Source organism: Pseudomonas sp. B34(2017), from assembly GCF_002112915.1.
GTDB classification, from domain to species: domain Bacteria; phylum Pseudomonadota; class Gammaproteobacteria; order Pseudomonadales; family Pseudomonadaceae; genus Aquipseudomonas; species Aquipseudomonas pharyngis.
The window spans coordinates 175,820-194,826 of the sequence record NZ_NEJA01000005.1 but is presented as its reverse complement, the minus strand read 5'-3'; the positions used below and the strand labels follow the sequence as shown (position 1 = coordinate 194,826).

Annotated in this window: 18 protein-coding genes; 13 read left to right on the top strand and 5 right to left on the bottom strand. The window is 61.7% G+C overall.

The features are described 5' to 3' along the window. Nucleotide 1: 1 nt before the first annotated feature. From asd to CAF80_RS17475, 3 genes are read right to left on the bottom strand one after another with little or no spacing between them, the layout of a single operon-like run. Entirely contained in the window at nucleotides 2–862 is an 861-nt protein-coding gene (gene asd / locus CAF80_RS17485) for an archaetidylserine decarboxylase (RefSeq protein ID WP_074689626.1), read from the bottom strand. Nucleotides 863–880: 18 nt separating this feature from the next. Next, nucleotides 881–1,696, bottom strand: coding sequence for a rhodanese-like domain-containing protein (locus CAF80_RS17480; RefSeq protein ID WP_039766622.1), 816 nt, complete (start codon nucleotides 1,694–1,696; stop codon nucleotides 881–883). A gap of 39 nt (nucleotides 1,697–1,735) precedes the next feature. Continuing rightward, nucleotides 1,736–3,274, bottom strand: a complete 1,539-nt coding sequence (locus tag CAF80_RS17475; RefSeq protein WP_085667719.1) for an HDOD domain-containing protein — start codon at nucleotides 3,272–3,274, stop codon at nucleotides 1,736–1,738. 167 nt (nucleotides 3,275–3,441) lie between these two features. On the opposite strand from CAF80_RS17475, the gene motA reads away from it, so the two are divergent. Together motA and motB are read left to right on the top strand one after the other, a co-directional pair. Next, nucleotides 3,442–4,293 (top strand): flagellar motor stator protein MotA, encoded by an 852-nt coding sequence (gene motA / locus CAF80_RS17470; RefSeq protein WP_007952169.1) that lies wholly within the window; start codon nucleotides 3,442–3,444, stop codon nucleotides 4,291–4,293. A gap of 3 nt (nucleotides 4,294–4,296) precedes the next feature. After that, the gene (gene motB / locus CAF80_RS17465; protein WP_039766626.1) at nucleotides 4,297–5,361 is read left to right on the top strand and encodes a flagellar motor protein MotB; all 1,065 of its coding nucleotides are present in this window, start codon (nucleotides 4,297–4,299) and stop codon (nucleotides 5,359–5,361) included. Between the two features lie 56 nt (nucleotides 5,362–5,417). On the opposite strand, the gene rsgA is transcribed toward motB, so the two are convergent. Then, nucleotides 5,418–6,449, bottom strand: a complete 1,032-nt coding sequence (rsgA, locus tag CAF80_RS17460; RefSeq protein WP_039766628.1) for a small ribosomal subunit biogenesis GTPase RsgA — start codon at nucleotides 6,447–6,449, stop codon at nucleotides 5,418–5,420. A 107-nt stretch (nucleotides 6,450–6,556) separates the two neighbouring features. Here rsgA and orn point away from each other — a divergent pair, with 107 nt between their 5' ends. Together orn and CAF80_RS17450 are read left to right on the top strand one after the other, a co-directional pair. Next, nucleotides 6,557–7,099: an oligoribonuclease gene (gene orn, locus CAF80_RS17455; protein ID WP_065258764.1), complete on the top strand. Its 543-nt coding sequence runs from the start codon at nucleotides 6,557–6,559 to the stop codon at nucleotides 7,097–7,099. An 83-nt stretch (nucleotides 7,100–7,182) separates the two neighbouring features. Continuing rightward, nucleotides 7,183–7,794 (top strand): trimeric intracellular cation channel family protein, encoded by a 612-nt coding sequence (locus tag CAF80_RS17450; protein ID WP_039766632.1) that lies wholly within the window; start codon nucleotides 7,183–7,185, stop codon nucleotides 7,792–7,794. On the opposite strand, the gene queG is transcribed toward CAF80_RS17450, so the two are convergent. After that, nucleotides 7,776–8,855, bottom strand: coding sequence for a tRNA epoxyqueuosine(34) reductase QueG (queG, locus tag CAF80_RS17445; RefSeq protein WP_085667720.1), 1,080 nt, complete (start codon nucleotides 8,853–8,855; stop codon nucleotides 7,776–7,778). The genes CAF80_RS17450 and queG overlap by 19 nt on opposite strands. Nucleotides 8,856–8,918: 63 nt before the next feature. On the opposite strand from queG, the gene CAF80_RS17440 reads away from it, so the two are divergent. The 9 genes from CAF80_RS17440 to hflC all read left to right on the top strand — a co-directional run bounded on the left by CAF80_RS17440 (nucleotide 8,919) and on the right by hflC (nucleotide 18,985). Beyond that, nucleotides 8,919–10,418: an NAD(P)H-hydrate dehydratase gene (locus CAF80_RS17440; protein WP_085667721.1), complete on the top strand. Its 1,500-nt coding sequence runs from the start codon at nucleotides 8,919–8,921 to the stop codon at nucleotides 10,416–10,418. Then, nucleotides 10,406–10,876, top strand: coding sequence for a tRNA (adenosine(37)-N6)-threonylcarbamoyltransferase complex ATPase subunit type 1 TsaE (tsaE, locus tag CAF80_RS17435; protein ID WP_007950729.1), 471 nt, complete (start codon nucleotides 10,406–10,408; stop codon nucleotides 10,874–10,876). Before CAF80_RS17440 ends, tsaE begins: the two co-directional genes overlap by 13 nt. A 51-nt stretch (nucleotides 10,877–10,927) precedes the next feature. Continuing rightward, nucleotides 10,928–12,307, top strand: a complete 1,380-nt coding sequence (locus CAF80_RS17430) for an N-acetylmuramoyl-L-alanine amidase (protein ID WP_371916417.1) — start codon at nucleotides 10,928–10,930, stop codon at nucleotides 12,305–12,307. Beyond that, on the top strand, nucleotides 12,304–14,211 hold the full coding sequence (gene mutL / locus CAF80_RS17425; protein WP_085667723.1) for a DNA mismatch repair endonuclease MutL: 1,908 nt from the start codon (nucleotides 12,304–12,306) through the stop codon (nucleotides 14,209–14,211). Before CAF80_RS17430 ends, mutL begins: the two co-directional genes overlap by 4 nt. After that, on the top strand, nucleotides 14,211–15,182 hold the full coding sequence (miaA, locus tag CAF80_RS17420) for a tRNA (adenosine(37)-N6)-dimethylallyltransferase MiaA (RefSeq protein WP_085667724.1): 972 nt from the start codon (nucleotides 14,211–14,213) through the stop codon (nucleotides 15,180–15,182). The genes mutL and miaA overlap by 1 nt, the downstream gene beginning before the upstream one ends. Nucleotides 15,183–15,275: 93 nt before the next feature. After that, nucleotides 15,276–15,536: an RNA chaperone Hfq gene (hfq, locus tag CAF80_RS17415; protein ID WP_007902656.1), complete on the top strand. Its 261-nt coding sequence runs from the start codon at nucleotides 15,276–15,278 to the stop codon at nucleotides 15,534–15,536. 12 nt (nucleotides 15,537–15,548) lie between these two features. After that, complete coding sequence (gene hflX, locus CAF80_RS17410) at nucleotides 15,549–16,850, top strand: ribosome rescue GTPase HflX (RefSeq protein WP_074689634.1); 1,302 nt, start codon at nucleotides 15,549–15,551, stop codon at nucleotides 16,848–16,850. A 96-nt stretch (nucleotides 16,851–16,946) separates the two neighbouring features. Further along, complete coding sequence (hflK, locus tag CAF80_RS17405) at nucleotides 16,947–18,116, top strand: FtsH protease activity modulator HflK (RefSeq protein ID WP_039766653.1); 1,170 nt, start codon at nucleotides 16,947–16,949, stop codon at nucleotides 18,114–18,116. Further along, nucleotides 18,116–18,985, top strand: coding sequence for a protease modulator HflC (gene hflC / locus CAF80_RS17400; protein ID WP_007950723.1), 870 nt, complete (start codon nucleotides 18,116–18,118; stop codon nucleotides 18,983–18,985). Before hflK ends, hflC begins: the two co-directional genes overlap by 1 nt. The last annotated feature ends 22 nt before the right edge of the window (nucleotides 18,986–19,007 follow it).

Genomic DNA, 19,007 nt, shown 5'->3' with positions numbered 1-19,007 from the left:
TTCAGGCGTTCGACATTGCCAAGGCCTGACCCATCTGTACCGGCGAGCCGGCCTTCAGTTCTTCAACCCACTTCACCTGATCCGGCCCGAACAGCACGATCGCGGTCGAACCCAGTTTGAAGCGCCCCAGTTCCGCACCTTTTTCCAGATGGATCGGCGCACGGGCGGCTTCGTCGTAACGGAAGGTTTTCAGTTCGCGCTTCGGCGGCGTGACCAGACCGGCCCACACGGTTTCGATCGATGCCACGATCATCGCGCCCACCAGCACCACGGCCATTGGCCCGCGCTCGGTGTCGAAGATGCACGCTACGCGCTCGTTACGGGCGAACAGTTCCGGAACGTTTTCCGCGGTGGTCTGGTTGACCGAGAAGATCCGGCCCGGAATGTAGACCATTTCGCGCAGGGTGCCGGCCAGCGGCATGTGCACGCGGTGGTAGTCCTTCGGCGACAGGTAAACAGTCGCGAATTCACCGCCCATGAACGGCGCCGCATTCGCCGCATCGCCGCCCAGCAGTTCCAGCACGCTGAAGCTGTGGCCCTTGGCCTGGAAGATGCGGCCGTGTTCGATCGGGCCGAGCTGGCTGATCGCACCGTCGGCCGGGCTGAGGATCGCGCCCGGGGTCTGGTCCAGCGGACGTGCGCCGTCTTTCAGGGCACGGGTGAAGAAGGCGTTGAAGTGCTCGTAAGCGGTGACGTCTTCAACCAGTGCCTGCGACATGTCCACTTGATAACGCTTGGCGAACCAGGTGGTGAAGGCATTCTTGAACCAGCGCACGCGGCACTCTGCGACGCAGCCGGCCAGGCGCGACAGCAGGTGATGAGGCAGCAGGTACTGGCTGATGATAAACAAACGCTCTTTCATGACTGTCCTTAAAAATCCTTAAAGCTCGACGGGGGTGTCGGGGTGGTTGCCCCATTCGCCCCAGGAACCGGCGTAGCCCTTGACCCGCGGATAACCGAGGGCCTTGGCCACCAGATAAGTGAAACCGGACCGGTGATGGGTCTGGCAGTGGGTAATGATTTCTTTGTCTTTGGTGATCCCGAGGCTTTCCAGGATCTGCGGCATGTCGGTGCGGATGCGCAACTGGCGCGCCTGATCCATGCCCGCCGTCCATTCGAAATTGACCGCGCCGGGGATGTGCCCGCCCTTGGCTGCCAGGACCTTCTCGCCGGAATACTCCAGCGGCCCGCGAGCGTCCCAGATTGCCAGGTCGGCGGCGCCGAGACGGCTTTGCAGGTATTCGCGGGTGGCGGTCGGTTCCTCGTGCAGGGTCAGGGCAACCGGGCCACCCGCCGCCGGAGGAATCTGGATCGACATCGGCGAACCTTCCGCCAGCCACGCCGGCAGTCCGCCGTCGAGGTAGTGATACTTGTCGTGGCCGATCACGTCGAGCAGCCAGATGAAGCGCCCGGCCCAGCCGCCGCCTTCGTCGTCATAGACCACGTAGACCGCATCTTTGCGATGACCCAGCTCACCGAACAGTTCTTCGAGTTTTTCTTTGCTCGGCAACAGGCCCGGAGCCGGCGCCTGACCCAGCTGGGTGCGTTTCGGATCAACAAAACGTGCGCCGGGAATGTGTCCCTCGGCGTAGCGGGCGGCACTGGTCAGATCCACCAGAATCAGATCGCGGGATTCGAGGCGCGGCAGCAGGTCGCTCGGCTCGATCACCAGGGCCAGGCCAGAGAAATCAGACATGTGAGGTCTCCAGAGCACAAAGGGGAAGGATTGTAGCTGTCATTGGCCGCGCTGGCTAAAACTGTGCAGGGCTTTCTCGATGCACTGCGCGGTTTTGCCGAAAGCCTGCACAGTGATGTCGGCGAACGGCCCGCCACCCTGGTCGGCGACCACGATCATGATCACCCGGCCGTTGTTCACCAGCGAGCGCAGGAACAGGTGTTCGCCACGAAACAGCGCGCGCAGCGAGGGCGGCAGCAGGGCGGAAAACTGGGCGTTGTTGTCCGGGGTGATCCGCACTTGCGCCTGCTGCGTGAGCAAGCGTTGCAGCACCGAACTCTGGCTGACGACGAAATTCAGCGCAGCGGCTTCCTTCGGCAACCCCGAGGTTTGATGGACGCGCAGATTGGCGTGGCTGCGGTCGGCCATCAGGATCATCACCCGGCGCATGCCACTGGCGACCAGCGCATCGCGGGCGGCGACGGTCAGGCTCATGGCGTTGGTGAAGCGGCTTGGCACGGCCAGCAGCTCGGCGCATTGCCGGCGCCACTGGCTCAGGTCGTCAGCGGACGGCGCCGCAGCCGGCAGCATTCCGGCGGGCAGGCGACGGGTGCCCCACGGCCACAGCAGCGAAACCGCCGGGTGCCAGAGGTCGGGCATGAAATGATGACGAGCGCTGACGGCGGCCTGCTGGTGCAACTGTTGTTGTACCTCGTCCATCGAGATTTGCAGGTAGAGGCTGGTCAGGTACTGCCAGCGCTCACTGTGCGGACTGTCCCAGGCCTGTTGCGCCGAGAGTGCCAGACCGTTGGCCAGCAGTACGGTATTGGCCGGTTGATTGAGCCAGCGACGCAGGGTCGGGTCGTCGTCGAGGCGATTTTGCTGGCGCAGCGGATGATCGACGTCGCGGGCAATGCGCAGGACTTTGACCAGTTCGCGCTGCTCGGTCAGCAGCAGCCGATAACCTTGCTGCACCCAGACCGGCAGACGCCAAGCTTCGACCAGCGCTTCGCCGATTTTCAGCAGGCGCACACCGAACAGCTGCTTTTCCACGACTCGCGCTGATTCGCCCTTGTGGATAACCCGTACTTCCCACTCTTCAAGCAATTTGGGAAAGGTCAGCGCCAATGGCCACAGCGGCGACAGAAACAACAGGCTGCCCCAATGAATGTCCTGCCACAGTCGCGCCAGGCGACTGGCGAAAAAACCGTTGGCCTGTTGCGTGGCGTGCTGGCTGATCATCTGCAATTGGCGCAAGGCTTGGGGAATTTGCGCGGCAGGTTCGGCGGGCAGGCGAGCCAGCAGTTCTTCGGTACGGCCAAGGCCGAGGCGATTGATCGCCACTTCGAGGTTTTCCGCCGGCGCGCTCATGTTGCCGTGGGTGTGGCGGTTGGCTTCGCGGATGATGCTCAGGGCCAGCGCCGGGCTGTCCTGCATCAGGTCGGCGATGTCGCGCAACGAGCTGCGGTCATCGCGAATCGCCCGGCAGACCCGGTCATGGGCGTCTTGCGGCACCGGCAGGCGAACGCTGTCGAGCAGCTTCACCCAACCATCGAGTGTGGTCGGTTTCACGTGTGGGACGTTCGTTTCATTAGCCATGTCTGGACGAGATCTTCACTGACTGTAGACGCGCCCGGCATGGGCTAAATTGGCTTTTCGCCTGAACTGGCTATAGTCTGGCGCAGTTTTGCCGATAAGTAGAAGAAGAGATTTTTTAACTTCCGAATATGACCTTGAACCCGACTTAAACAAGTACCTTTCTACCTATGGCTAAAATTATCGGCATCATCGTCGTATTCGCGAGCGTGCTCGGCGGATACGTGCTCTCCCACGGCAAGATTGCCGCCCTGATCCAGCCCTTCGAGGTGATGATCATCGGTGGTGCTGCACTCGGTGCATTCCTCCAGGCCAACCCCGGCTACATGACGATGCACGTGCTCAAGAAATCCCTGAGCATGTTCAGTTCGCGTTTCAGCCACACGTTCTATCTGGAAGTGCTGGGCCTGATCTACGAGATCCTCAACAAGAGCCGCCGCGAAGGCATGATGGCCATCGAGGGCGACATCGAAGATGCCGCCGCGAGCCCGATCTTCGCCAAGTACCCGGCGGTACTGAAAGACGAGCGCATGACCGCGTTCATCTGCGACTACCTGCGCATCATGTCGTCCGGCAACATGGCTCCCCACGAGCTGGAAGGCCTGTTCGACATGGAACTGTACAGCCTGAAGGAAGACCTCGAGCATCCGTCCCACGCGGTGAACGGCATTGCCGACGCCATGCCGGGTTTCGGTATCGTTGCGGCGGTACTGGGTATCGTGGTGACCATGGCCTCCCTGGGTGAAGGCGATCAGAAATCCATCGGTCTGCACGTAGGTGCGGCACTCGTGGGTACCTTCTTCGGTATTCTCGCGGCGTACGGTTTCTTCGGCCCGCTGGCGCACTCCCTGGCCCACGATGCCAAGGAAGAGCTGAACGTTTACGAAGCCATCAAGGCCTCGCTGGTGGCTTCGGCTTCCGGCATGCCGCCATCGCTGGCTGTCGAGTTCGGTCGCAAGGTTCTGTACCCGGCTCACCGTCCAAGCTTTGCCGAGCTGGAACAAGCCGTTCGCGGTCGCTAAGTCATGGAAAATAACCAGCCGATAATCATCAAGCGCGTCAAGCGCATCGCCGGCGGGCATCACGGCGGGGCGTGGAAGATCGCCTTCGCCGACTTCGCGACGGCGATGATGGCGTTCTTCCTGGTGTTGTGGCTGCTGTCCACCGCGACCCCGGAACAGAAGATCGCCATCGCCGGTTACTTCAAGGACCCGGTCGGTTTCTCCGAGAGCGGCACGCCGTACATCATCGACCTGGGCGGTACGCCGACCCTGGCGCCGGAAAACACCCTCAACCCTGAAGTGAAGTCGCAACCGCAACCGGACAAGGTCACGGTCGACACCGAACAGGTTGAAGGCATGGCCGAACAGGTCGAGAAGGAACGCCTGGAACTGCTGCTGCAAGAACTGCAGAACAAGGTCGACGAGAACCCGCAACTGCAGAAGTTCAAGGACCAGATCCTCTTCGAGATCACGCCGAACGGCTTGCGCATCCAGATCATGGACGCCGAGAACCGGCCGATGTTCGACTCAGGTTCCGCACGGCTGAAGCCGTACTTCGAAGACATCCTGCTGGCCATGGCCGACACGATCAAAGCGGTGCCGAACAAGATCAGTATCAGCGGCCACACCGATGCCAAGCCTTATGTAGGCAATGGCGACTTCGGCAACTGGGAGCTTTCGGCCAACCGTGCCAACGCCGCCCGGCGTGCGCTGGTGGCGGGCAGTTATCCGGACTCGCAAGTGGCGCGTGTGGTGGGTTACGCCTCGTCGGCACTGTTCGACAAGGAGAACCCGTTCAACCCGGTCAACCGCCGCATCGACATCGTGGTACTGACCAAGAAAGCCCAGGCAGCCATCGAAGGTGCGCAAGGTGCCGACCCGTCGAAACCGGCAGATCAAGGCCAGAACGGCGCCGCGCCGGCCACCCCGGTCGACCCGAACGCCTTGCCGGCGGATCAGCAACCGGTACCGGCCCACGAGTTGCGCGAACGGCTGAACCTGTTCGACGACCCGCTGCCGAAACCGACCGAGCCGGGCGCAGCGGCACCAGCACCGGCGCCTGCACCGGCCCCCGCGCCGAAACAGTGACCCACAAAAAAGCCGCGAGATGATCGCGGCTTTTTTGTGTCTGGTTACTTGAAAGTCTAGTAACCGTTTTCCGGCAGGCTGGCGATGATCGAGCGGTAGCTGTTCATTCGCTGCTGCTGCACGCGGCCGTCTTCCAGCGCCTTGAGCAGTGCGCATCCCGGTTCGCGATCGTGCTTGCAGTCGCGGAAGCGGCAGGTGCCGAGCAGGTCGTTGAACTCGATGAAACCGGCTTCGACGTCGGCGCGGCTGACGTGGCCGAGGCCGAATTCGCGGATGCCCGGGGAGTCGATCAGCTCACCGCCACCGGGGAAGTGGAACAGGCGCGCGGTGGTTGTGGTGTGCGTGCCCTGGCCGGACAGCTCGGACAGCGGGCCGACGCGGGTTTCGACTTCCGGCAGCAGACTGTTGACCAGCGACGACTTGCCGACACCGGACTGGCCGACGAACACGCTGATGCGTCCGTCGAGCTGCTTTTGCAATTGCTCCATACCGTTGCCGTGGTGCGCCGAGACTTCCAGCACCGGATAACCCAGCGTGCGGTAGACCGCCAGCAGGGCATTCAGCGCCGGGGCGTTCTGCTCGTCGATCAGGTCGAATTTGTTCAGCAGCAGTAGCGGGCGGATGCCGGCGTGTTCGGCGGCGACCAGATAACGGTCGATCAGGTTGGCATGGGGTTCGGGCAGCGGGGCGAAGACGATGACGATCATGTCGACGTTGGCGGCCACCGGCTTGAGCTGGCCACGGCTGTCCGGACGGCACAGCTCGGTGGTGCGCGGCAGTTGCGCGACGATCACGCCGATGCCCTGGTTGCCGGCGCGCCATACGACCCGGTCGCCCGTCACCAGCGCCGGCAGGTTGGCCCGCAGGTGGCAGCGGAAGACCTGGCCGGCCAGCTCACCGTCAACGGCCTCGACCTCGACCTGCACACCGAAGTGGGCGATCACCAGGCCGTGCTGTTCCGGGCCGAGGTCGCCGCCTTCGAGCGCCTCGACAGCCGAGGACTCGCGTTTGGCGGCGCGGGCGGCGCGCTCGCCCTGAATCTTTTCGATGCGCCAGTTTTGACGACGATTGAGTTGGCGTTTGGCCATGGGTGTTCCGTCTGAAGAATGCAGCGATTAGGTAAAACGGCCGCGAGTTTAGCACGCCCGGCAGGCTGCCTAGGCTAAACTGCGCAGCATTGCTCAGGAGCCGAAATATGCAAAACCCGCAGAATCTGATCTGGATCGACCTGGAAATGACCGGTCTCGATCCGGAAAACGACGTGATCATCGAAATGGCCACCATCGTTACCGACAGTGACCTGAACACCCTGGCCGAAGGCCCGGTGATCGCCATCCACCACAGCGACGAAGTCCTCGCTCGCATGGATGAGTGGAACACCCGCACTCACGGCAACTCCGGCCTGACCCAGCGCGTGCGTGAAAGCCGCGTGAGCATGGCCGAGGCTGAAGCCGAAACCATCGCCTTCCTGGAAAAGTGGGTGCCGAAGGGCAAGTCGCCGATCTGTGGCAACAGCATCTGCCAGGATCGTCGCTTCCTTTATACCCACATGAAGTCGCTGGAAAGCTACTTCCACTACCGCAACCTCGACGTGTCCACGCTCAAGGAATTGGCCGCGCGCTGGGCGCCGGACGTGCGTGACAGCTTCAAGAAAGGCAGCACTCACCTGGCGCTGGACGACATCCGCGAATCCATTGCCGAGCTGCAGCATTACCGTAAGCATTTCATCAAGTTCTGAGATCGGCACCTACGCCGGGGTGCCCTCTTTTGGTGCCTCGGTGAAGTGAGTAGACTGCGCGCCTTCCTGCCAGGATCGCCACCATGTTGCTGATGCTCTATCTCGTCGCCATTACTGCCGAAGCCATGACCGGCGCCCTGTCTGCGGGCCGTCGCGGCATGGACTGGTTCGGCGTGGTGCTGATTGCCTGCGTCACCGCGTTGGGTGGCGGTTCGGTGCGCGACGTGTTGCTCGGGCACTACCCGCTGACCTGGGTCAAACATCCGGAATATCTGGTACTGACCACGATTGCGGCGATGATCACCGTGTTTACCGCACGCTGGATGCGTCACCTGCGCTCGCTGTTTCTGGTGCTCGACGCGGTCGGTCTGGTGGCATTCACCCTGATCGGCTGCATGACCGCCCTGGAAATGGGCCACGGCATGCTGGTGGCTTCGGTCAGCGGTGTGATCACGGGTGTGTTCGGCGGCATCCTGCGCGATATCTTCTGCAACGACATCCCGCTGATCTTCCGCCGCGAACTTTATGCGAGTGTCTCGTTCGCTGCAGCGTGGTGCTACATGCTCTGTCTGTTCCTCAACGTGCCGAGCGAGCAGGCGATTCTGATCACGTTGTTCGGTGGCTTTCTACTGCGGCTGTTGGCGATTCGCTTCCATTGGGAAATGCCGAAGTTCGTCTATAACGACGCGCCTTGACGGTCGGCGTGCTGTTTCAAAGCCCATTCCACATGTTCTCGCACCAGCTCTGACGGGTATTCGCGCCGTGCCTTGAGCGCTTCCAGCACTGGAATGCTCGATGGCGCATTACCCAGCCCCACCGCCAGATTGCGCAGCCAGCGCTCGTAACCGGCCCGACGCAGCGGCGAACCCTCGGTGCTGCTGAGGAATTTGTCTTCATCCCACATAAACAGTTCGGCCAGTTCTGCGTTGTCCAGATTGTGCCGTGGCTTGAAATCGCTTTCGCCGGACGGGCGGGCGAAGCGGTTCCACGGGCAGCAGATCTGGCAATCGTCGCAGCCGAACACACGGTTACCGATCAGCGGTCGCAGATCTTCGGGGATGGCGTTCTTCAGTTCGATGGTCAGGTAGGAAATGCAGCGTCGCGCGTCCAGCACGTACGGGCCTACGAAAGCGTTGGTCGGGCAGATGTCGAGGCATGCGGTGCATCGGCCGCAATGTTCGGTGCTATGCGGTTCATCCACCGGCAACGGCAGATCGACGAACAGTTCAGCGAGAAAGAAATAACTGCCGGCCTTGCGATTGAGCACCAGAGTGTTTTTGCCGATCCAGCCCAGCCCGGCCTGCTCGGCGATGGCTTTTTCCAGCACCGGGGCGCTGTCGACGAAGGCTCGGAAACCGAACGGGCCGATTTCGGACTGAATCCTGTCCGCCAGTTGTTGAACGCGTTTACGGATCAACTTGTGATAATCGCGGCCCAAGGCGTAACGCGAGATGTAGGCTTTTTCCGGTTTGCCCAGCAATTGCGCCATTTGTGTGTCGCCCGGCAGGTAGTCCATGCGCAGCGACACCAAACGCAGGGTGCCCGGCACCAGTTCTTCAGGGTGCGAGCGTTTGCTGCCATGGGCGCCCATGTACTCCATTTCGCCGTGGTAGCCGGCCTCGAGCCAGCGTTGCAGGTGCTGCTCATGCTCGGCCAGGTCCAGACCGCTGATGCCGACTTGCTGGAAGCCCAACTCGCGGCCCCAGTCCTTGATGGATTGGGCGAGGGCGGGAAGATCGGTGGTGATGGCGGACATGAGGCGAGAGAAACCGGAGCTGAGGTGCGTATAATTCTGCCAGACATCGGAGCCCGAAGACGCATGCCGCACACTAAAGATCAATTACCCGACGTGCTGTACCGTGCCGCGCAAGTGCGCGAACTCGATGCACGGCTGATCGCCGCCGGCACGCCGGGCTTCGAATTGATGCAGCGTGCCGCCCATGCCACGTGGCGCGCGCTGGTGCGCCAATGGCCGGCCGCGAATGAAATGATGGTGCTGGCCGGACACGGCAACAACGCCGGCGATGGTTATCTGGTGGCGGCGCTGGCCCATCGGGCGGGTTGGCAGGTTCAGGTGCTGGCTGTCGGTGAGCCGCAGCGTTTGAAGGGCGATGCCGCTGTGGCGCACGCCGAAGCTGTGGCCGAGGGTGTATCGATTGCCCCATGGGATCTGTCCTGTGAGTTGCGCGGCATCGTCGTTGACGCGTTGCTGGGCACCGGCCTGAGCGGCGAGGTGCGTGAGCCTTATGCCGCTGCGATTGCGTCGATCAATGCCAGCGGGCTGCCAGTGGTGGCGGTCGATATCCCTTCCGGATTATGCGCCGACACCGGCCATGCGCTGGGTGAAGCGGTGCACGCCGACCTCACCGTGACTTTTATCGGGCTGAAACTCGGGCTGTTCACGGGCGAGGCGGTGGATCATGTCGGCGAACTGCTGTTTAACGACCTGCAGGTCACGGCCGAAAATTTCAGTGACATTTCTGCCGTCGCTCAACGGCTCAACGCGATTAACCTGCCGCGTCCGGCTGCCCGTGCGCCGGCTGCCCACAAGGGGCGTTTCGGCCATGTGCTGCTGATCGGCGGCGATCACGGCTTTGGCGGGGCGATCCTGCTGAGCACCGAAAGCGCGTTGCGCAGTGGTGCCGGGATGGTCTCGGTCGCGACTCGCCCGGAACATGTGCCGGCGGCGCTGAGCCGGGTACCGGAAGCCATGGCGCTGGGCACTTCTTCGGCCAATCAACTGATGGGGCTGCTGGACAAGGTGTCCGTGCTGGTGGTCGGGCCGGGGCTTGGGCAGGCCAGTTGGGGGCGAGCGCTGTTGTCGGCCGCTGCCAATGCAGCGCTGCCTCAAGTATGGGACGCGGATGCGCTGAACCTGCTGGCCTCGGATTTTGTCAGTTTGCCCAGGGATTGCGTGATCACGCCGCATCCGGGGGAAGCGGCGCGTTTATTGGGGATCAGTACCGCCGAAGTGCAGGCTGATCGTCCGGCGGCCACGCTGGCGTTGAGCAAAAAATATACAGCGGTGGTGGTGCTCAAAGGCGCGGGCAGTCTGATCGCTCATCCCGATGGTCGTCTGGCGCTGTGTCATCAAGGCCATCCGGCGATGGCCACTGCCGGGCTCGGCGATGTGCTGGCGGGCCTGATCGGCGCACTGCTGGCCCAGGGCATGGACGGTTTTGACGCCGCGAGTCTGGCAGTCTGGCTGCACGCCAACGCCGGTCTGCAACAAGGTAAATTCGGCCGTGGGCTGGCGGCCAGTGATCTGATTCCAGCCATTCGTCAGTTGTTGGAGGAGCATGCACCGTGTCTGAAGTAACCCTGTACCTGGCCGATGAACAGGCCATGAGCGACTTTGGCGCACGCATCGCCCGTATCACCCAGGGCCATGGCCTGATCTTTCTCGAAGGCAATCTCGGGATGGGCAAAACCACGCTGTCGCGGGGCATCATTCGCGGTCTGGGGCACGTGGGGGCGGTGAAAAGTCCGACCTTCACCCTGGTCGAGCCCTACGAGATCGGTGACGTTCGCGCGTTTCACTTCGACCTGTATCGTCTGGTCGATCCGGAGGAACTGGAGTTTCTCGGCATCCGCGACTATTTCGAAGACGACGCCCTGTGCCTGATCGAATGGCCCGATAAAGGTGCAGGCTTTTTGCCAAAGCCTGACCTGACCATTACCATTAGCCCGCAAGACAGCGGACGTTCGCTGACCATTTTATCCCAGGGCTCGCGCGGCGAGGCCTGGTGTGCCGCTTTGGCATTGGAAACCAATTGAATGATGGGGTTAGGTATGCGCTTTCGCGCGTTGGTGGCTGCCGCTGGACTGATGTTGATGGCAGTAACCGTCAACGCTGTGGCCGAGACGAAGGTCAACAGCGTGCGCCTGTGGCGGGCGCCGGACAACACGCGACTGGTGTTTGACCTGACAGGCCCGGTGCAGCACAGCGTCTTCACGCTGACCGCGCCGGATCGTCTGGTGATCGACATCAACGGCGCCACCCTCGGCGCGCCGCTGAATGTGCAGACCGCCAACACGCCGATCACCGCCATGCGCTCGGCCCAGCGTACGCCGACCGACCTGCGGGTGGTCATCGACCTGAAAAAAGCGGTCACTCCGAAAAGCTTCTCGCTGGCGCCGAACGCCCAGTATGGCAACCGTCTGGTGGTCGACCTGTTCGACAACCCGGCTGACGCCGCACCGCCGCCTGCACCTGCGCCGTCGGTCGCGACCGTTCCTGCAGTGCCTGTCACACCGGCGGAACCTGCGATCAAGCTGCCACCGGCCCCGGCCGGCAAGCGCGACATCATTGTGGTGATCGATGCCGGTCACGGTGGCGAAGACCCTGGAGCGTCGGGTTCGCGCGGCCAGCGTGAGAAGGACGTGGTGTTGCAGATCGCCCGTGAGCTGCAGCGTCAGGTCAACGGCATGAAAGGCTTCCGCGCCGAACTCACCCGTACCGGCGACTACTTCATCCCGTTGCGCGGTCGTACCGAGATTGCCCGCAAGAAGGGCGCCGACCTGTTCGTCTCGATCCACGCCGACGCTGCGCCGTCTGCGGCCGCGTTCGGTGCGTCGGTGTTTGCCCTGTCTGATCGTGGAGCCACCTCGGAAACCGCCCGTTGGCTGGCCGACAGCGAAAACCGTTCCGACCTGATCGGCGGTGCCGGCAACGTCAGCCTCGACGACAAGGACCGGATGCTGGCCGGCGTTCTGCTCGACCTGTCGATGACCGCCTCGCTGACCTCCAGCCTCAACGTCGGCCAGAAGGTCCTGACCAACATTGGCCGGGTCACCCCGCTGCACAAGCAGCGCGTGGAACAGGCCGGATTCATGGTGCTGAAATCGCCGGACATCCCGTCGATCCTGGTGGAAACCGGCTTCATCTCCAACGCCAACGAAGCGAGCAAACTCTCGGCAGCGAGCCACCAGCAGGCGCTGGCGCGCTCGATCAGCAGCGGCGTGCGCCAGTTCTTCCAGCAGAATCCGCCACCGGGCACTTACATCGCCTGGCTGCGTGATTCGGGCAAGATCGCTCAGGGACCGCGTGATCACCGGGTAGGTCCGGGTGAGACCGTGGCGATGATTGCCGTGCGGTATCAGATTTCGCCGGCCACACTGCGTAGTGCCAACAATCTGAAAAGCGATGATCTGAAAGTCGGTCAGCACCTGACCATTCCCGGCACCGAACTGGCGTCCAAAGAATGAACCAGGTCCTGAACGCTGCCCGCATTGAACTGCTCAGCCCGCGGCTGGCGAACCAGATCGCCGCCGGTGAGGTAGTCGAACGCCCGGCCTCGGTGATCAAGGAGCTGCTGGAAAACAGCCTCGACTCCGGCGCCAAGCGTATCGACGTCGATGTCGAGCAGGGCGGCGTCAAACTGCTGCGAGTGCGTGACGACGGCAGCGGCATTTCCGCTGATGACCTGCCGCTGGCCCTGGCCCGTCACGCCACCAGCAAGATCCGTAACCTGGAAGACCTCGAACAGGTGATGAGCCTGGGTTTCCGGGGTGAGGCTTTGGCTTCGATCAGCTCCGTGGCGCGTCTGACCCTGACCTCGCGTACCCGCGACGCCGATCAGGCCTGGCAGGTCGAGACCGAAGGCCGCGACATGGCGCCCCGCGTGCAGCCGGCGGCGCATCCGGTCGGCACCTCGGTGGAGGTCCGTGACCTGTTCTTCAACACCCCGGCACGGCGCAAATTTCTCAAGACCGAAAAAACTGAATTCGATCACCTGCAGGAAGTGATCAAGCGTCTGGCGCTGGCGCGTTTCGACGTGGCTTTCCATTTGCGCCACAACGGCAAGACCATCCTCAGCCTGCACGAAGCCCACGATGATGCGGCCCGCGCCCGGCGTGTGGCGGCGATCTGCGGTTCGGGCTTCCTCGAGCAGGCGCTGCCGATCGAGATCGAACGCAATGGCCTGCATTTGTGGGGCTGGGTCGGTCTGCCGACCTTCAACCGCAGTCAGGCGGACTTGCAGTATTTCTTCGTCAACGGCCGTGCGGTGCGCGACAAACTGGTGGCCCACGCGGTGCGTCAGGCTTATCGCGATGTGCTGTTCAATGGCCGGCATCCGACGTTCGCACTGTTTTTCGAGGTCGATCCGGCAGCGGTCGACGTCAACGTGCACCCGACCAAACACGAAGTGCGCTTCCGTGACGGACGCATGGTGCATGACTTCCTGTATGGCACCTTGCACCGTGCCCTCGGCGATGTGCGGCCGGAAGATCAGCTTGCCGGTTCGGTCACCACCGCGATTGTCCGGCCGACCGGCCTTGAAGCTGGTGAATTCGGGCCGCAGGGCGAAATGCGTCTGGCGGCCAACGCGTTGCTGGAGCAGCCGCAGGCGCAACCGGCGTTCAATACCTCGTCGGGTGCCAGCGCTGGCGGCGCTTATCAGTATCAATACACGCCGCGTCCGCAATCCGCCGTGCCGGCCGCCGAGGCTCAGGCCGCGTATCGCGAGTTTTTTGCGCCGCTGCCTGAAGCGAATGCCAACGCGCTGCCGGCCGGTCAGGAAGACATTCCGCCGCTGGGCTACGCGCTTGCGCAGCTCAAGGGCATCTATATTCTGTCCGAGAACGCCCAGGGCCTGGTTTTGGTGGACATGCACGCCGCTCACGAGCGGATCATGTACGAGCGTCTGAAGATCGCCATGGCCAGCGAAGGCCTGAGCGGCCAGCCGCTGCTGGTGCCGGAATCGCTGGCGGTCAGTCAGCGCGAGGCCGATTGCGCCGAAGAACATGCGGCATGGTTCCAGCGCCTCGGTTTTGAATTGCAGCGCCTTGGCCCGGAAACCCTGGCCATCCGGCAGATCCCGGCCCTGCTCAAGCAGGCTGAAGCCAACCGTCTGGTGGGCGATGTCCTGTCGGACTTGATGGAATACGGTACCAGCGACCGGATCCAGGCACATTTGAACGAACTGCTCGGCACCATGGCCTGCCACGGCGCGATCCGCGCCAACCGCCGCCTGGCCCTGCCGGAAATGAACGGCCTGCTGCGTGACATGGAAAACACTGAACGCAGCGGTCAATGCAACCATGGCCGACCGACCTGGACCCAACTGGGCCTGGACGATCTGGACAAACTGTTCCTGCGCGGTCGTTGATGAGCCAGCTTCCTCCAGCGATTTTCCTGATGGGCCCGACCGCTGCGGGCAAGACCGACCTGGCCATCGAGCTGACCAAGGTGCTGCCGTGCGAGCTGATCAGCGTCGATTCGGCGCTGGTCTATCGCGGCATGGACATCGGCACCGCCAAGCCTTCCAAAGAACTGCTGGCCGAATTCCCTCATCGACTGATCGACATTCTCGATCCGGCCGAAGCCTATTCGGCAGCGGATTTCCGTCGTGATGCGCTGGAGGCCATGGCCGAGATCACCGCACGTGGAAAAATTCCGCTGCTGGTGGGCGGCACGATGCTCTATTACAAGGCTTTGATCGAAGGTCTGGCGGACATGCCGGCGGCCGATCCCGAGGTTCGCGCGCAGATTGAAGAAGAGGCTGCACGCCTTGGCTGGCAAGCCCTGCACGAGCAACTGGCGGTCATCGATCCCGAGTCGGCGGCACGCATCCATCCGAACGATCCACAACGACTGAGTCGTGCGCTGGAAGTTTACCGGGTCAGCGGTCAGAGCATGACTTCGCTGCGCCTGCAACAATCTGCGCAAAGTGCTGAAGCGGCCGCATCGGGACTGCAACAATTGCCCTATACTGTCGCGAACCTGGCGATTGCACCAACTAATCGCCAGGTACTGCACGAGCGCATTAAACAAAGATTCACAAGTATGCTGGAACAGGGATTCATCGACGAGGTCGTAGCCCTGCGTAATAGAAGTGACCTGCATGCCGGGTTGCCGTCTATACGTGCGGTAGGCTACCGCCAGGTCTGGGACTTCCTGGATGGCAAGCTGACGTCGGCCGAGATGCAGGAGCGGGGCATCATCGCCACGCGCCAATTGGCCAAACGCCAGTTCACCTGGCTGCGCAGCTGGAAAGATTTACACTGGCTCGACAGTCTGGATTGCGACAATCTGCCACGCGCCTTGAAATACCTTGGGACGATCTCCATATTGAGCTGAGTCCTTGCAATTGCCGTCTATCCTTGGGGGTGTGGCGGCAAAAGCCATCTGTTTACCTATTTTTTATATTGAATCCTTAAAGGAGTGCGGCACATGTCAAAAGGGCATTCGCTACAAGACCCTTACTTGAATACTTTACGTAAAGAGAAAGTGGGGGTTTCCATCTACCTGGTGAACGGGATCAAACTGCAAGGCACGATCGAGTCGTTCGACCAGTTCGTTATCCTGCTGAAGAACACCGTCAGCCAGATGGTTTACAAACACGCTATCTCTACAGTCGTGCCGGTTCGTCCAATTCGTCTGCCAAGCGCAACCGAATCCGAAGCAGGTGACGCTGAGCCAGGTAACGCCTGATAGGAGTCTCCTTTGTTCTTTGAGCGCCACGGTGGTGGTGAACGAGTCATCCTCGTTCACTTGGATGGACAGGACCCTGAGGCGCGCGAAGATCCGCAGGAGTTTCAGGAACTGGCAAATTCGGCTGGCGCCGAGACCGTTGCGTTTTTTAACGTGCCGCGTCATCGGCCAACCGCCAAATACCTGATTGGCAGCGGCAAGGTCGAGGAACTGCGCGACCTGGTTCACGCCGAAGAAGCCGATCTGGTGATCTTCAATCACGTCCTCACGCCCAGTCAGGAACGTAACCTCGAACGTGTTTTCGAGTGTCGCGTGATCGACCGTACCGGTCTGATTCTCGATATTTTCGCCCAACGCGCCCGTACCCATGAGGGCAAGCTCCAGGTAGAGCTGGCCCAGCTTGACCACATGAGCACCCGGCTGGTCCGCGGTTGGACTCACCTTGAGCGTCAGGGTGGCGGTATCGGCATGCGCGGCCCGGGTGAAACCCAGCTCGAAACCGACCGGCGACTGCTGCGGGTACGCCTGCGCCAGATCAAGGGCCGACTGGAAAAAGTGCGCAGCCAGCGCGAACAGTCGCGTCGCGGCCGCTCGCGTGCGGATATCCCTACCGTGTCTCTGGTGGGATATACCAACGCCGGTAAATCCACGCTGTTCAATAACGTGACCAAGTCCGACGTGTACGCTGCTGACCAGCTGTTCGCCACGCTCGACCCGACCCTGCGCCGTCTGGATCTGGACGACCTGGGGCCGATTGTCCTGGCCGACACCGTGGGTTTCATTCGCCATTTGCCGCACAAACTGGTCGAGGCATTTCGGTCTACGCTCGAAGAGTCGAGCAACTCCGACCTGCTGTTGCACGTGATCGATGCGGCCGAACCGGATCGCATGTTGCAGATCGAGCAGGTGATGGTGGTACTGGGCGAGATCGGTGCCCAGGACTTGCCGATCCTCGAGGTCTATAACAAACTCGATTTGCTTGAAGGCGTTGAGCCACAAATCCAGCGCGATGAAAACGGCAAGCCCCAGCGGGTCTGGTTGTCAGCCCGTGATGGCACCGGTCTGGAATTGCTTGAGCAAGCCATTGCCGAATTGCTCGGCAGCGATTTGTTCGTGGGTACCTTGCGTTTGCCTCAGCGGTTTGCGCGTCTGCGTGCACAGTTTTTCGAGTTGGGCGCGGTGCAGAAAGAAGAATACGACGAAGAAGGTGTCAGCTTGCTGGCCGTTCGATTGCCACGCTCGGAGCTCAATCGACTGGTCAGTCGTGAAGGCGTTGTGCCGACGGAGTTCATCGAGCAACACACTTTGCAATAAAAGCCTGACAAAGCGGTTGTGCCGCAACGGCAGGCATTCTGTAGCATTGGTCGGCGCGCCGTGGGTGCGTCTTTGCTTTATCAGATGGAGAGCGCTATGGCTTGGAATGAGCCGGGTGGCAACTCGAACAATCAGGATCCTTGGGGTGGCAAGCGTCGCAACAACGGCGACCGCAAGGGGCCGCCGGATCTCGACGAGGCCTTCCGAAAGCTGCAGGAAAGCCTGAACGGGTTGTTCGGTGGTGGAAAAAAACGCGGTGATGACGGTGGTGGCTCGGGCAAGAGCGGTGGCTTCGGCGGCCTGCTCGGCATCGGCCTGGTCGTGCTGGCGGCCGTCTGGCTGTACAGCGCGGTGTACGTCGTGGACGAGCAGGAGCAGGCCGTGGTGCTGCGCTTCGGCAAGTACTACGAGACTGTCGGTCCCGGCCTGAACATCTACTTCCCGCCGATCGACAAGAAGTACATGGAGAACGTCACGCGTGAGCGTGCCTACACCAAGCAGGGCCAGATGCTGACCGAAGACGAGAACATCGTCGAAGTGCCGCTGACCGTGCAGTACAAGATCAGCAACCTGCAGGACTTCGTGCTGAACGTCGACCAGCCGGAAATCAGCCTGCAACATGCGACCGACAGTGCGCTGCGCCATGTGGTGGGCTCCACTGCAATGGACCAGGTGCTGACCGAAGGTCGTGAGCTGATGGCCAGCGAGATCAAGGAGCGTCTGCAACGTTTCCTCGATACCTATCGCACCGGTATCACCGTCACCCAGGTCAACGTACAGAGCGCAGCGGCACCGCGTGAAGTGCAGGAAGCCTTCGATGACGTGATCCGCGCCCGTGAAGACGAGCAGCGTTCGCGCAACCAGGCTGAAACCTACGCCAACGGCGTGGTGCCGGAAGCCCGTGGTCAGGCCCAGCGTATCCTTGAAGATGCCAACGGTTACCGTGACGAAACGGTCTCGCGCGCCAAGGGTGAGGCAGATCGTTTCACCAAACTGGTTGCCGAGTATCGCAAGGCGCCCGAGGTCACTCGCCAGCGTCTGTACCTGGACACCATGCAGGAAGTCTTCAGCAGCACCAGCAAGGTGCTCGTGACCGGCAACAAAAACGGCCAGAGCAACCTGCTTTACCTGCCGCTGGACAAAATGATTCAGAACAGTTCGGGCAGTAATGCACCGGTCACCGGTTCGGCTGCCGCCAGCAACAACACGGACGTCACGCCGCATGTCACTGACGTGCCGCAGTCGCGCACAAGGGAGACCCGCTGATGAGCAATAAATCGCTGATCGCCCTGATCGTTGGCGTTGTTGTGGTATTGGTTGGCTGGAACTGCTTCTACATCGTCGCTCAGACCGAGCGCGCGGTGTTGCTGCAATTCGGTCGCGTGGTTCAGGCTGATGTTCAGCCAGGTCTGCATGTGAAGGTTCCTTACGTTAACCAGGTGCGTAAATTCGACGCACGTCTGATGACGCTGGATGCGCCGACACAGCGTTTCCTGACGCTGGAAAAGAAAGCCGTGATGGTCGATGCCTACGCCAAGTGGCGCGTGAAAGATGCCGAGCGCTTCTACACCGCAACCTCCGGCCTCAAGCAGATCGCCGACGAGCGTCTGTCCCGTCGTCTGGAATCGGGTCTGCGTGACCAGTTCGGCAAGCGCACCCTGCACGAAGTGGTCTCGGGTGAGCGCGATGCACTCATGGCTGACATCACCGCATCGCTGAACAAGATGGCGGAAAAGGAGCTGGGTATCGAAGTGGTTGATGTCCGGGTCAAGGCCATCGATCTGCCGAAAGAAGTGAACCGCAGCGTGTTCGAACGTATGAGCACCGAGCGTGAGCGTGAAGCTCGCGAGCACCGCGCCAAGGGTAACGAGCTGGCCGAAGGCATCCGTGCCGACGCCGATCGTCAACGCCGTGTGTTGCTGGCTGAAGCCTATCGTGAATCCGAAGAGATTCGCGGTGACGGTGATGCCCAGGCCGCTGCGATCTACTCCAAGGCCTACGGCCAGGATCAGGAATTCTACGGTTTCTACCGTAGCCTGCGTGCCTACCGTGAAAGCTTCGCGAACAAATCCGACGTCCTGGTCCTCGACCCAAGCAGCGACTTCTTCCGTTACCTGGAAAAGTCCAAGCCTTGATACGACGTTGACCTGAATCATT

What these genes read in the sequence shown, in the direction of transcription:
- asd (WP_074689626.1), bottom strand. Translation starts at nt 862, where the DNA reads ATGAAAGAGCGTTTGTTTATCATCAGCCAGTACCTGCTGCCTCATCAC.
- CAF80_RS17480 (WP_039766622.1), bottom strand. Translation starts at nt 1,696, where the DNA reads ATGTCTGATTTCTCTGGCCTGGCCCTGGTGATCGAGCCGAGCGACCTG.
- CAF80_RS17475 (WP_085667719.1), bottom strand. Translation starts at nt 3,274, where the DNA reads ATGGCTAATGAAACGAACGTCCCACACGTGAAACCGACCACACTCGAT.
- motA (WP_007952169.1), top strand. Translation starts at nt 3,442, where the DNA reads ATGGCTAAAATTATCGGCATCATCGTCGTATTCGCGAGCGTGCTCGGC.
- motB (WP_039766626.1), top strand. Translation starts at nt 4,297, where the DNA reads ATGGAAAATAACCAGCCGATAATCATCAAGCGCGTCAAGCGCATCGCC.
- rsgA (WP_039766628.1), bottom strand. Translation starts at nt 6,449, where the DNA reads ATGGCCAAACGCCAACTCAATCGTCGTCAAAACTGGCGCATCGAAAAG.
- orn (WP_065258764.1), top strand. Translation starts at nt 6,557, where the DNA reads ATGCAAAACCCGCAGAATCTGATCTGGATCGACCTGGAAATGACCGGT.
- CAF80_RS17450 (WP_039766632.1), top strand. Translation starts at nt 7,183, where the DNA reads ATGTTGCTGATGCTCTATCTCGTCGCCATTACTGCCGAAGCCATGACC.
- queG (WP_085667720.1), bottom strand. Translation starts at nt 8,855, where the DNA reads ATGTCCGCCATCACCACCGATCTTCCCGCCCTCGCCCAATCCATCAAG.
- CAF80_RS17440 (WP_085667721.1), top strand. Translation starts at nt 8,919, where the DNA reads ATGCCGCACACTAAAGATCAATTACCCGACGTGCTGTACCGTGCCGCG.
- CAF80_RS17430 (WP_371916417.1), top strand. Translation starts at nt 10,928, where the DNA reads ATGTTGATGGCAGTAACCGTCAACGCTGTGGCCGAGACGAAGGTCAAC.
- mutL (WP_085667723.1), top strand. Translation starts at nt 12,304, where the DNA reads ATGAACCAGGTCCTGAACGCTGCCCGCATTGAACTGCTCAGCCCGCGG.
- miaA (WP_085667724.1), top strand. Translation starts at nt 14,211, where the DNA reads ATGAGCCAGCTTCCTCCAGCGATTTTCCTGATGGGCCCGACCGCTGCG.
- hfq (WP_007902656.1), top strand. Translation starts at nt 15,276, where the DNA reads ATGTCAAAAGGGCATTCGCTACAAGACCCTTACTTGAATACTTTACGT.
- hflK (WP_039766653.1), top strand. Translation starts at nt 16,947, where the DNA reads ATGGCTTGGAATGAGCCGGGTGGCAACTCGAACAATCAGGATCCTTGG.
- hflC (WP_007950723.1), top strand. Translation starts at nt 18,116, where the DNA reads ATGAGCAATAAATCGCTGATCGCCCTGATCGTTGGCGTTGTTGTGGTA.